Below are 12,557 nucleotides of genomic sequence, written 5' to 3'. Positions count from 1 at the left end.
ATCAGGAGTCGCGCTTCTCCTTGATCTTGCGGCGGGCCGCCTTGCCACGGAGTTCGCGGAGGTAGTAGAGCTTCGCGCGACGCACGTCACCCTTGGTGACGATCTCGATGTGGTCGATGATCGGCGAGTGCACCGGGAACCAGCGCTCGACGCCGACCTGGAAGCTCACCTTGCGGACCTTGAAGGTCTCGCCGAGGCCGTGGCCCTGGCGGCCGATGACGACGCCCTGGAACACCTGGACACGCGAGCGCGTGCCTTCGATGATGTTGACGTGCACCTTGATGGTGTCGCCGGGACGGAAGTCCGGGACGTCGGTGCGCAGCGATGCTGCGTCGACGTGGTCGAGGAGCTGGCTCATGATTGGGTCACTCTCTGCGGACGCACACGGGTCGCCGCGGATCGAATTCGGTAAGAAGGGTGGTGTGCCCGGTGTCGGCGACTCCCCCGTGGCAGAGCCCAGCCAGGGCACGGCTACCCATCTTGCCACAGCAGACCAGCCGCGCAAAACGCACACCGGAAAACACGCGAGGATGGACGCATGATCGAACTCCGCACCCCCGCTGAACTGGACGGCCTCCGCGTGGCCGGGCGGTTCGTGGCCGACGTCCTCGACGAGCTCCTCGAGACGGTCGACGTCGGTGTGAACCTGCTCGACCTCGACCGGGTGGCCGCGCGGATGATCGCCGACCGTGGTGCCGTCAGCTGCTACGTCGACTACCACCCGTCGTTCGGCAGGTCGCCGTTCGGCAGGAACCTCTGCACGTCGGTCAACGACGCCGCGTTGCACGGCCTGCCCCACGACCGGACGCTCGTCGACGGTGACCTGGTGAGCCTGGACTTCGCCGCGAGCGTCGACGGTTGGGTCGCGGACTCCGCCGTCACGGTCCAGGTCGGCACGCCGCGGGAGGACGACCAGCGCCTCATCGAGACCGTCGAGCGCGGACTCGCCGCCGGCATCGCGCAGTTCCGGACCGGCAACAAGCTCGGGGACGTGTCGTACGCGATCGGCCGCGTCGCGAAGGACGCCGGCTACGACGTGAACCTGCAGTTCGGTGGGCACGGCGTGGGCCGGACGATGCACGGCGATCCGCACGTCCCGAACGACGGCCGGCCCGGCCGCGGCCTCAAGCTCCAGAAGGGGCTCGTCGTCGCGATCGAGCCGTGGCTCATGCAGGGCACCGACGAGCTCTACCAGGACGAGGACGGCTGGACGCTCAAGAGCGTCGACGGCTCGCGTGCGGCGCACGTCGAGCACACCGTCGCGGTGACGGAGGCCGGTCCGGAGGTGCTCACCCTGCGTCGCGCCCAGCGCGCCGGCTCGAGCGACTGACGGACTGGAGGCGCGGTGCGGGCCCGCCCCGCGCCTCCAGTCCGTCGAGCGGTCCGGCCCATTGCACGTGACCTGGAAAGCGGAAACGCGCGTAGGGAGTCGAAAGAAACGACCTCCTACGCGCGAAACAGCCTCCTACGCGCAGAACGGCGCCAAAGGCCCCCGCTACGCGGACGGCGGCAGCAGGTCCGGCCGGACGCGCCGCGTCCGCTCCACCTGCTGCTCGTGCCGCCACGCGGCGACGCGGCCGTGGTGCCCGCTGAGCAGGACCTCCGGCACGTCGATGTCCCGCCAGGACGCGGGCTTGGTGTACGACGGGTACTCGAGCAGGCCGTCCTCGTGGGACTCCTCGACGAGTGACTCCGGGTTGCCGACGACGCCGGGCACGAGGCGTCCGACGGCCTCGATCACGGCCATCGCCGCGACCTCGCCACCGTTCAGCACGTAGTCCCCGAGCGACAGTTCGACGACCGAGCAGCGCGACGCCGCCCACTCGAACACGCGGGCGTCGATGCCCTCGTAGCGCCCGCAGGCGAACACCAGGTGGGGTTCGACGGCCAGCGACCGTGCGAGCGACTGCTTGAACGGGGTACCGGCCGGGGTGGGGACGACGAGCGTCGACGACCCGTCGGGCCGCAGGATCGACTCGAGCGCCTGCGCCCACGGCTCGGGCTTCATGACCATGCCCGCTCCCCCGCCGTACGGGGTGTCGTCCACGGTCCGGTGCCGGTCGGTCGTCCACGAGCGGAGGTCGTGCACGTGCACGTCGAGCAGCCCGTCGGTGCGGGCCTTGCCGAGCAGGGACACGTCGAGCACGGAGAAGAACTCCGGAAAGATCGTGACGATGTCGATGCGCACGCGCGCTAGTCCGTCACGGTCTCGGGACGCGACGTGTCCTCCGGGTCCTCGAAGAGGCCGGTCGGCGGCGTCACGGTGACGGTGCCCGCGGCGATGTCGACCGCGGGGACGATCGCCGAGACGAACGGCACGAGGACCTCGCCACGGTCGGGCGTGTCGATCGCGAGCAGGTCCTGCGCCGGCAGGTGGTCGACCCGGGCGACGGTGCCGACCTCGACGCCGTCGCGGAGGACCTTCAGGCCGACCAACTGGTGGTCGTACCAGGCGTCGTCCTCGCCGGTCTCGGCGTCGGCGTCCTGCTCGACCCAGAGGATCGCACGGGCGAGGGTCTCAGCAGCCGTGCGGTCCCCGATGCCCTCGAAGAAGGCGACCGGGTGGCCGTTGTACCAGCGCAGCTCGTCGAGCGCGATGGTCTTGCCGGCCCACGGCGAGTCGTCGGGGACCTGGAGCGTGAAGACCGCTCCGCGCGTGAACCGACGGTCCGGGTCGTCGGTGTAGAGCTCGAGCTTGATGCCGCCCTTGAGCCCGTGCGCCTTCGTGATTCGACCCACCCGGAGCTGGGTCGTCTCCCTAGGAATCGGTGTCGACCACGTCGACACGCACCCGCTTGCCATCGGCCAGAGCCGTGACGAGGGTGCGCAGCGCCTTTGCGGTCCGTCCGGCGCGACCGATCACGCGGCCGAGGTCCTCGGGGTGCACGCGCACCTCGAGGACCTCGCCCCGCGCGGAGGTGGAACTGGCGACGCGCACGTCGTCAGGGTGATCGACGATCCCCTTGACGAGGTGCGTCAGCGCGGATTCGAGCAAGGAATTACGCCTCGGTCGTCTCTGCGGTCTCGTCAGCCGTCTCCGGAGCAGCGGCCGGGGCCTTCTTCTCCGACTTCGGCTTGAGGACGGCCTTCTTGGAAGCGTCGACCGTGAACGGCTGCTTCGGCTCGGCGACCTTGACCTTGGACGCGGTGTCCTTCTCGCCCTTGAACTTGGCCCAGTCACCGGTGAGCTTCAGCAGCGCGGCGACCTGCTCGGTCGGCTGCGCGCCGACGCCGAGCCAGTAGAGCGCACGCTCGGACTCGATCTTGATGACCGAGGGCTCCTCGGTCGGGTGGTACTGACCGATCTCCTCGATCACACGACCGTCGCGCTTGGTGCGCGAGTCGGCGACGACGATGCGGTAGTACGGCGCACGGATCTTGCCGAGGCGCTTGAGACGGATCTTGACAGCCACAATTACTCCTGTTGCGTGTTGTTGTGGTTGAACCGGAACCGCGGGCGTGGGGGCACACACGGTGGAAGCTCGGAATGAGTCGCGCACAGCTGGATAGAGGGTCGAGCAGGCGCGATTCGACCGTTCATTCTTACAGATTCCCGGCCGGGATGCGAGTCGACGCGCTAGGGGGCGAGTCGCCGGACGGCTTCGAGCGCTTCGGACGTCGCGCGGACCGCGTCCACGCTCCGTGCGTCGCGCGCGCCGCCGACGACGGCGAAGGGCACACCGGCGTCCTGGAGGCGCGTGACGAGTCCGTCAGGCGCGTCACCCTCGGTGTCGATCGCGCGTTCCTGCCCGGCGCAGACCACGACGTTGTCCGCCGGGATCGCGTGCTCCTCGCCGACCTCGTCGCGGATCCAGAGCACGCCGGGTTCGATGCGGAGGTACTCCTGCACGCCCCCGACCATGTGCACGCCGGCGTCCCGCAGCCGCCCGATCGCGACCCACCGCGAGGTGATCCCGACGCCCTGCCCGAACTTGCCGGAACGGCGGAGCACGGTGACGTCGGTGCCGGGGCGGAGCGTGCGGGTCGCCGCGGGGAGGCGCTGTGGCACGTCCCCGACGACGGCCTCGGACACGTCGAGGTCCCAGCGGGCGGCGAACTCGGTGGCACGGTGGGCCTCGTCGGGCGACTCGACGAGGAAGGCAGCGGTGTCGACACCGATGCCCCCGCCGCCGATGATCGCGACGGTGCCGGCGGGGACACCCTCCCGCAGGGCCCGCTCGTATGACCGGACGTGGGGCAGCGCGGCTCCCGGGATGTCGACGGCACGTGGGACGACCCCGGGCGCGAGTACCACGGCGTCGCTGCCGGTCAGGTCGTCGGCGGTCGCGGGACGGCCGAGGTTGATCGTCGCACCGCGCTGGTCGAGCTCGGCTCGAGCGGACCGGACGGTGGCGGCGTAGTCCTCCTTGCCGGGCACGAGCGCGGCGAGGCCGAACTGGCCGCCGAGCTCGTCGGAGGCCTCCCACAGCGTCACGGTGTGCCCGCGCCGTGCGGCGTCGACCGCGGCTGCGAGTCCGGCCGGCCCGCCGCCGACGACGTCGACCCGCTTCGGCGACGCCGTGGGCCGTGCTGGGAACGCGACCTCGCGGGCGGCACGCGGGTTGACCAGGCACGACACCGGCTGGCCGATGATCGACCGGTCGAGGCAGGCCTGGTTGCAGCCGATGCAGGTGTTGACGAGGTCGAACGCGCCGGCGAGCGACCGGTTCACGATCGCCGGGTCGGCGAGGAACGGGCGGGCGAGGGCGACGGCGTCGAGGAGCCCGTCCTGCAGCACCGTCTCGCCGTCCCGGAGGTCGGTCATCCGGTTCGACGCGATGACCTTCACGTCCGGGTGTGCCGAGTCGCGCACGACGCCGGCGATGCGCGAAGCGTAGGACAACCACGCACCGTGCGGCACGGCGGCCTGCACGGTCGGCGTCCGGGACTCGTGCCAGCCGATCCCGACCGAGATCCCGTCGAGACCGAGCGGCAGCAGATCGTGGACGAGGGCGTCGACGTCCGCGTCGGTGGAGGACCCGGGCATCAGGTCGGCCCCGGAGAGTCGGATCGTCACGGCGAGGTCCGGCACCGCGGCGCGCACGGCCCGCACGACCTCCACGGTGAACCGGCGTCGGCGCTCCGCGTCACCGCCCCACTCGTCGTCGCGCAGGTTCGTCAGCGGCGACTGGAACTGGTTGATGAGGTAGCCCTCGGACGCCATGATCTCGACGCCGTCGAACCCGATGTCGCGGGCGCTCCGGGCGGCGGCGGCGAAGTCCTCGATGGTCCGCTCGATGTCGTCGGCGGTCATCTCCGCGGGCACGACGCCGCGGGCGGCCGCCCACGGCAGCGCCGACGGCGCCAGGACCCGCTGGGGCTCCCCGTGCCGGTCGACCATGCCCGATGCGAGGGCGTACCGACCGGCGTGGAACAGCTGCGCGAGGATCGTCGAGCCCTCCTCGTGCACGGCGTCGACCGCCGTGCGGAACCGCTCGTCCGCTCCCCCGACGCCGAACACCGCGAAGTCCGGGCCACCACGGGCCTCGTCGTTCACCGCGATGCCCCCGGTGATGATGCACGCGGCACCACCAGCGGCGCGCTCACGGTAGAACGCCGCCATGCCGGCACCGCCGTCGTCGTGCACCTCGAGCCCGGTGTGCATCGACCCCATGACCACCCGGTTCGACAGGTGCAGGGGGCCGAGCGTCCACGGCGAGGAGACGACGGCGAGGTCGGGCATGGCGACGGTGCTCATGCGCCTACTCTGCCGTGTCGGACGCCGCGTCGGCTGCAGGCGGCAGGACCGCGTCGCGCAGCGGCGACGTCGTGTCCGCCCAGAACGGCGGCGCGATCACGGTCAGGCCGCCGTCGACCGACAGCACCTGGCCGGTGATGTAGCCGGCCTTGTCGGAGAGCAGGAAGTCGACCGCGTCGGCCATGTCGTCGGCGGTGCCGGGGCGTTGCAGCGGGAGCTTCTCGAACACGGACTCGATGGGCGCCTGGCCGGGGACCTTCGTGTAGAAGTACTCGAGCGAGTCGGTGTCGATGAGCCCGCCGTTGACCGCGTTCACGGTGATCTGCCGCGGCCCGAACTCGACCGCCATGTACTTCATGTAGGACTCGCTCATGGCCTTCGCGGCGCCGAGCGCGGCGTACGTCGGGAAGGCGCGGAGCGACCCGTACGAGGTGACCACCACGATGCGGCCGCCCTCGTCCATGAGCTGCGCGGCGCGCTGCGCACCGAGCACGAACGAGCGGGCGTTCGTGGCGTAGCTGCGGTCGAGGTGGTGCAGCTTCAGGTCCGCGACGGGCTTGAAGGCGCTGGCCGCCGCGTTCGCGACGAAGTAGTCGAGGCGACCGTAGGTGTCTCGCACCAGGTCGAACAGCGCGTCGATCGACTCCGGCTGCTCGATGTCGACCTGCGCCGTGATCCCGTCGCCGCCGGCGGCCTTGACGTCGGCGAGCGACTCCTCGGCCAGGTCGGCGTTGCCCTTGTACGTCACGACGACGGTCACGCCGCGCTGGCCGAGCTTCTGCGCGAGCAGGCGGCCGATGCCGCGCGAGGCTCCCGTGATGAGTGCGATGGGTGCGGTGGTGGAATCGGTCACTTCAGTCCTTTGCGTGCGTGCGTGGAGACGGACGGGAGGCGCGGGGCGGGCCCGCACCGCGCCTCCAGTCCGCTGGTGGGTTGCGGTCTAGAACCCGGCCTGGCCGGTCACGACGGCGCGGCCGACGACCAGCTTCTGGATCTCGTTGGTGCCCTCCTCGAAGCGCTGCGCGCGCGCGTCGCGGTAGACGCGCTCGATCGCGTTGCGCTTCCAGTAGCCCTGGCCGCCGTGCACCTGCAGGGCCTTGTCGGTGACGCGGGCCAGCATGTCGACCGCGACCATCTTCGAGGCGCTGGACAGCGTGCCGGCGTCCGGACGGCCTTCTTCGTAGGCGCGCGCAGCCTCGAGCACCAGGGCGCGGGCGGCGGCGATGTCGGCGTAGTTCTCGGCCAGGTAGAACTGGATCGCCTGCCGGCTGGAGAGCTGCTTGCCGAACGTCTCGCGCTTGTTCGCGTACTCGACGGCGAGCTCGTTCGCGCGTTCGGCGAGGCCGACGGCGCTCATCGCGACGGACACCCGGCTCGGCAGGAGGAAGCCGCCGAGGGCGACCTCGAGCCCCTGGCCCTCGGCACCGAGCAGCGCGCTGGCGGGCACGGGCACGTCGGTGAAGCGGAGGATCGCGTGGTCGGTGCCGCGGATGCCCATGGTGTCGGAGTCGTCGATCACCTCGGCGCCGGGGAGCCCGGTGTTCGGCATGAGGAACGCGACCGTGCCGTCCTGGCCCGTGGTGCCCTCGAGGCGCGCGGCGATGAGCCAGTAGTCGGCCTTGACGCCGAACGTGATGAGGTGCTTCTCACCGTTCATCACGTAGGTGTCGCCCTCGCGACGAACGGTGGTGCGGATGTCCGCGCCGGTGCCGGCAGTGGCCTCGGTCAGCGTGAACGCGACGAGCTTGTCGCCGGCGACGCTCGGCTTGACGACCTGCTCGAGCTGCTCCGGCGTCGCGTACGGCTCCATGGCGCGCCACGTGCCGTTGATGACGTGCACGAGCATCCGGATCGACGCGTGCGAGCGGGAGACGATCTCCATGATCTCGAGGTACCGCGAGAACGGGATGCCCCGCCCGCCGAGCTCCGCCGGGGCGGCAAGGCTGAGCCAGCCCTTGTCCTTGAGCTCCTGGAAGAGCTCGGGCGACACCTGGCCGGTGCGCTCGATCTCCTCGGCCCACTCCTCGCCGCGGCCGCGGACCCACTCGGTCACCTCGGCCTTGAGCTGCTGGAAGGCGGCTTCGGTCTGGGGCTCCATGACCATCGTCATCGTTCAGTTCTCCTTCGTCGCGACGAGCGCGGCTGCCTGCTCGCGCAGGACGTTCTTCTGGACCTTGCCGACGGCGTTGCGCGGCAGTTCGTCGATGTACTCGAGCCGCTCCGGCCAGTAGTACTTGCTCACGCCGGCCTTGTCGAGCGCGCGCTGCATCCCCGCGAAGTCGAGCCGTTCCGACCCGGCGGCCGGGACGATGAACGCGCAGGCACGTTCACCCAGGCGGACGTCCGGCATCGCGACGATCGCGACGTCGGTGACGAGCGGGTGCTGGTAGAGCAGGTTCTCGATCTCCACCACCGGGATCTTCTCGCCACCGCGGTTGATGACGTCCTTGATGCGGCCGGTGATCGAGAGGAAGCCCTTCTCGGACACCTTCGCCAGGTCGCCGGTGCGGTACCAGCCGTCCTCGGTGAAGACGTCGTCCGTCAGGTCGGGGCGGTCGAGGTACCCGTCGAACATGGTCGGCGAGAACAGCTCGAAGTTGCCCTCGGTGTCCGCCGGGAGCTCGTGGCCCTCGTCGTCGACGATGCGGATCGTGATCCCGGGCAGCGCCCGGCCGTCGTGCCCGTAGGCGTCCGCGGGGTCGTCGCCCGGGCTCGACAGGGCACCGAGGCAGGTCTCGCTCGTGCCGAACGCGCCGAGGATGGCGCTGCCGAGGACCGTGCTCGCCCGCTGTGCGAGCGCGCGGGGCACCGCGGCACCGGTCGGGACGAAGATGCGCAGGCTCTCCGGAGCCGGTGCCCCCGCCTCGACGAGGTCGACGAGGTCGGTGAGGAACGGCGTCGCGCACTGCACGAACGTGGCTCCCGCGGCGCCGAACGCCTGCTCGAGGGCGACGGTGCCGTCCCAGACGGGCTGGATGACCTGCGGGGCGCCGAGGCGGAACGCCAGGAGCATGCCGTACAGGAAGCCGGTCTGGTGGGCGAGCGGCGACGGGATGTAGATCCGGTCCTCGCTCGTCAGGCCGGACTGCGCCACGTGCATCGCGGTCGCGAGCCCGAGGGTGCGGTGCGGGTGCTGCACGCCCTTCGGCTCCCCCGTGGTGCCGCTCGTGAACAGGAGCTGGCAGACGTCGTCCGGACCGGGGGCGTGCGCGGCGATCTGGTCGAGGTCGACCTGCACGGACTCGAGCGCGGTGTCGAAGTAGCGCCAGTTCCACTCGCTCGCGCTCACACGGTCCATCGCGTCCGACGGCAGCGGCGGCTGGTTCGTCGGGGTGTCCCCCTGGCCGCGTGCCTCGGAGCGCAGGACCACGACGTGCTCGACCGACAGCCGACGCTTCTGCGCCTTCGCCTCGTCGATGACGTCGAGCATCTCGAGCGCCGGACGACGCTTCCGGAACAGGTTCGGCAGGAACACGACCCGGGCACGGGAACGGGCGAGGGTCATGGTCGTCTCGCGCGGACCGAACACCGGCATGATCGGCGTCGCGACGGCACCGATCTGGATCGCGCCGAGGGTGATCGAGACGAACTCGCGCCAGTTCGGCAGCTGCATCGCGACGGACTCACCCGTGCGGACGCCGAGTTCGAGGAGCAGCGCGGAGACCTTGTCGGCCTCGTCCTGCAGTTCCTTCCACGTCGTGTTGACCGGCTCCGGACCGCCGACCTCGATGACCGCGAGGCCGTCGGGGTCGGTCTGCGACAGGGAGCGGACCTTCTCGCTCAGGACGAGCGGGTCGGCGTCCACGCCGGTCAGTTCGGGCATCCGGTTCGTCGTCTCGTGGGAATCGGTCTCGTCGGAATCGCCGAGGTCGGTGCGCTGCGCCGCAAGCTCCGGGCGGTCCGCGGCTGCCTCGGCGGCGTCGGCCCGGTCGTCGCGGGCGATCTGTGCGGCGAGGCCGTCGCCGACCTCCATGTCGAGGCCGACGGAGTTCATCGCCTCGAGGAAGGTCGGGTACGAGATCCGGTACGCCCGCGGGTAGGTCAGTGCCGACGTGCCCTCGGCCTTCGACGCGGCGACGGCGAGGGACATCAGCACGCGGTGGTCGTTGAACGACGACATCGGGGAGCCGTGCAGCTCGCCCGCACCGACGCCCGTCACGCGCAGTTCGTCGGCGCCCTGCTCGGCCCGGCCGCCCATCCGGTTCAGCTGGAGCATCGCCGCCACGCGGTCGGACTCCTTCAGCCGGATGTGCGCCACGTTCCAGAGGCGGGTCGTGCCCTCGGCGAAGGTGGCCATGGTGGACAGGATCGGGAGCAGGTCCGGGATCGGCTGGCAGTCGATGTCGAGGGGCTTCAGAGGTGAGCCGTCGTGCTCGATGCGCACGAAGCCGGTCTCCTCGTCGATCCGCATCGGGACGCCCATGGCCGTGGCGAGGTCGAGGAACTCGCTCTCCGGGTGGTCGGTCTCGGCGGTGGTGAAGGCCGTCATGCCCCGGAGCAGCAGGTTCGACTCGCGGATGCCCGCGGCGGCGATCCCGAACGCGGCCGAGCCGATGTCCGGCGGGATGACGTAGTCGTGCGGCGTGGCCTGCTGGTTCGCGGGGATCCGGTACTCGAGCCAGTCGTCGGACACCTCGACGGCGAGCCCGAACTGGCGCATCATCCGGACGGTCAACTCGACGTAGGGCTGCTCGTTGAGCCGCCCGCCGGTGATGTGGATGCGGGTCTCCTGCTCGGCGAACGGCGCCACGAGGAGCAGTCCGGAGATCCACTGCGACAGGGTGCCGGCGATCGAGACGTCGCCACCGCGCGGACGCTTCGGCTGGACGGTGACCGGCGGGCAGTCGTTCGTCGCCTCGAGCTCGACGCCCATCTGCTGGAGCGAGGTGAGCAGCGCCTTGATCGGGCGGCGCTGGAAGTACTTCATGCCCGAGAGCGTCATCGGCTTGTCGGCCAGGGACGCCAGTCCCGTCATGAAGTACAGGGTGGTGCCGGAGGACCCCATGTTCAGGATGCCGTCGGCACCCCGGGATCCGTGGTCGACGACGTCGGTCGCTTCGTAGCGCCCGCCGAGGCCGGTGACTTGGTACTCGTTGCCACGGCGCTTGACGTCGACGCCGAGCGCACGGAGCGTGCCCACGGTCCACTCGACCTGCCGGGTGGCACTGATCCCGGAGACGATGCTCGTCCCCTTCGCCAGCGACGCGAGCACCAGCGCGCGGTGCGCGTGGTACTTCGAGACCGGGATGTCGAGTTCTCCGACGAGCGGTGCGGACGTACCGCGCACGACCAACTGCATGCGTACCTCTTCCCTGTTGAGCGCTTCTACGGTACGCCCGGTGTGGAACTACTGTGAATCGGATCCGCACGACCGGAGCCGCCGTTCCTTGTGCGTGTCCGACAAGGTTCCGGGCAGGATGTTCAGCATGGACATCCGCTTCACCGAGTCCCGCCCGTCGACCATCGGCGTCGAGTGGGAGCTCCCCCTGGTCGACCGGGACACCGGCGACCTCACCCCGCGCGCCCCCGCGGTCATCTCCGCCGTGCAGCAGCGCCTCGGCGACCGCGACCGGGTGACCGAGGAGCTCCTCACCAACACCGTGGAGGTCGTCACCGGCGTGCACTCGCGGGTGCAGGACGCGACGAGCGAGCTGTCCGGGATCATCGGCGAGGTCATCGACGCAGCCGAACCGCTGGACGCGCAGGTCATGTGCGCCGGCACCCACCCCTTCGCCGTCTGGGACCAGCAGGAGATCACGCCGGACAGCGAGCACTACACGACCCTCATCGACCGGACCCGCTGGTGGGGACGGCAGATGCTCATCTGGGGCGTCCATGTCCACGTCGGCATCGACGACCGCGACAAGGCGCTCCCGATCCTCGGCGCGATGCTCCCCTACGTGCCGCACCTGCAGGCGTTCACCGCCTCGAGCCCGTTCTGGGCGGGCATCGACACGGGCTACGCGTCGAACCGAGCCCTGATGTTCCAGCAGCTCCCCACGGGTGGCCTGCCGCCGCAGCTCGGCGCGTGGGCGAACTTCGAGGAGGTCGTCGACGACCTCGCCCGCACCGGTGTCATCGAGGGCTTCAAGGACCTCCGCTGGGACATCCGCCCGTCGCCGGGCTGGGGCACGCTCGAGAACCGCGTGTCCGACGGCATCTCGACCCTGCACGAGGTCGGGGCCGTCACCGCCCTCGTCCAGTGTCTCGTCACGGCGTTGTCGGACCGGCTCGACGCCGGCGAGGCCCTGCCGACCATGCAGCCCTGGTTCGTCCGGGAGAACAAGTGGCGCGCCGCCCGCTACGGCATGGAGGCGGAGATCATCACGAACGCCGCCGGCGACGAACGGCTCGTGACCGACGAGGTGCACGACCTGATCGGACGGCTCGACCCGATCGCCGAGCGCCTCGGTTGCCAGCAGGAGCTGCACCACCTCGACACGATGATCGAGCGGGGCGCGTCGTACCAGCGGCAGCTCAAGGTGGCGCAGGAGAACGGCGGGGACCTCCGCGCGGTGGTCCGGCACCTGGTGACGGAGTTCCGCGAGTCCCTCTGACCCGCCGGCGGGTGGGCCGTTCCGCGCGTAGGAGGTCGTTCCGCGCATAGGAGGCGGGATCTTCCTGCCTCCAACGCGCGGATCGGCTTCCTACTGCGCGTGCGATGGGAAAGAACGTCGCGACGAGCCCACAGGCGGACGGGAGGCGCGGTGCCAGCCCGCCCCGCGCCTCCCGTCCGGACCTGGGTGCGTCGCACCCGTGTGCCCGTTCCGCGCGTAGGAGGTCGTTCCGCGCATTGGAGGCGGGATCTTCCTGCCTCCAACGCGCGGATCGGCTTCCTACTGCGCGTGCGATGGGAAAG

Annotated in this window: 11 protein-coding genes; 2 read left to right on the top strand and 9 right to left on the bottom strand. The window is 70.6% G+C overall.

Annotated elements, in window-relative coordinates:
- Nucleotide 1: 1 nt before the first annotated feature.
- The gene (gene rplS, locus FS532_RS00285) at nt 2-358 is read right to left on the bottom strand and encodes a 50S ribosomal protein L19 (protein ID WP_022905818.1); all 357 of its coding nucleotides are present in this window, start codon (nt 356-358) and stop codon (nt 2-4) included.
- 180 nt (nt 359-538) lie between these two features.
- Here rplS and map point away from each other — a divergent pair, with 180 nt between their 5' ends.
- On the top strand, nt 539-1,330 hold the full coding sequence (map, locus tag FS532_RS00280) for a type I methionyl aminopeptidase (RefSeq protein WP_144749343.1): 792 nt from the start codon (nt 539-541) through the stop codon (nt 1,328-1,330).
- Nucleotides 1,331-1,495: 165 nt separating this feature from the next.
- Here map and trmD read toward each other — a convergent pair whose 3' ends face one another.
- The 8 genes from trmD to aroA all read right to left on the bottom strand — a co-directional run bounded on the left by trmD (nt 1,496) and on the right by aroA (nt 10,997).
- Entirely contained in the window at nt 1,496-2,188 is a 693-nt protein-coding gene (trmD, locus tag FS532_RS00275) for a tRNA (guanosine(37)-N1)-methyltransferase TrmD (RefSeq protein WP_144749341.1), read from the bottom strand.
- Nucleotides 2,189-2,193: 5 nt separating this feature from the next.
- Nucleotides 2,194-2,802, bottom strand: a complete 609-nt coding sequence (rimM, locus tag FS532_RS00270) for a ribosome maturation factor RimM (protein ID WP_144749339.1) — start codon at nt 2,800-2,802, stop codon at nt 2,194-2,196.
- Nucleotides 2,759-2,995 carry an RNA-binding protein gene (locus tag FS532_RS00265; protein WP_022905822.1) on the bottom strand — a complete coding sequence of 79 codons (237 nt, stop codon included), beginning with the start codon at nt 2,993-2,995 and terminating at the stop codon, nt 2,759-2,761. Before FS532_RS00265 ends, rimM begins: the two co-directional genes overlap by 44 nt.
- 4 nt (nt 2,996-2,999) lie before the next feature.
- The gene (gene rpsP, locus FS532_RS00260; protein WP_144749337.1) at nt 3,000-3,413 is read right to left on the bottom strand and encodes a 30S ribosomal protein S16; all 414 of its coding nucleotides are present in this window, start codon (nt 3,411-3,413) and stop codon (nt 3,000-3,002) included.
- Nucleotides 3,414-3,577: 164 nt separating this feature from the next.
- Nucleotides 3,578-5,698, bottom strand: a complete 2,121-nt coding sequence (locus FS532_RS00255) for an oxidoreductase (RefSeq protein WP_222121915.1) — start codon at nt 5,696-5,698, stop codon at nt 3,578-3,580.
- A 4-nt stretch (nt 5,699-5,702) separates the two neighbouring features.
- A complete protein-coding gene (locus tag FS532_RS00250; protein ID WP_144749335.1) occupies nt 5,703-6,551 on the bottom strand; it encodes an SDR family oxidoreductase in 849 nt (282 codons plus the stop codon).
- A gap of 87 nt (nt 6,552-6,638) precedes the next feature.
- Nucleotides 6,639-7,808 carry an acyl-CoA dehydrogenase family protein gene (locus FS532_RS00245; protein WP_222121914.1) on the bottom strand — a complete coding sequence of 390 codons (1,170 nt, stop codon included), beginning with the start codon at nt 7,806-7,808 and terminating at the stop codon, nt 6,639-6,641.
- Nucleotides 7,809-7,811: 3 nt separating this feature from the next.
- Nucleotides 7,812-10,997 carry a 3-phosphoshikimate 1-carboxyvinyltransferase gene (gene aroA, locus FS532_RS00240; protein ID WP_144749333.1) on the bottom strand — a complete coding sequence of 1,062 codons (3,186 nt, stop codon included), beginning with the start codon at nt 10,995-10,997 and terminating at the stop codon, nt 7,812-7,814.
- A gap of 118 nt (nt 10,998-11,115) precedes the next feature.
- Here aroA and FS532_RS00235 point away from each other — a divergent pair, with 118 nt between their 5' ends.
- Nucleotides 11,116-12,255 carry a glutamate--cysteine ligase gene (locus tag FS532_RS00235; protein WP_222121913.1) on the top strand — a complete coding sequence of 380 codons (1,140 nt, stop codon included), beginning with the start codon at nt 11,116-11,118 and terminating at the stop codon, nt 12,253-12,255.
- Nucleotides 12,256-12,557: the final 302 nt, after the last annotated feature.

It is taken from the genome of Curtobacterium pusillum, from assembly GCF_007673235.1.
In the GTDB taxonomy this organism is placed as follows: domain Bacteria; phylum Actinomycetota; class Actinomycetes; order Actinomycetales; family Microbacteriaceae; genus Curtobacterium; species Curtobacterium pusillum_C.
Note: the sequence above shows the minus strand (reverse complement) of the source record. Positions and strands in the feature narration are given on the sequence as shown.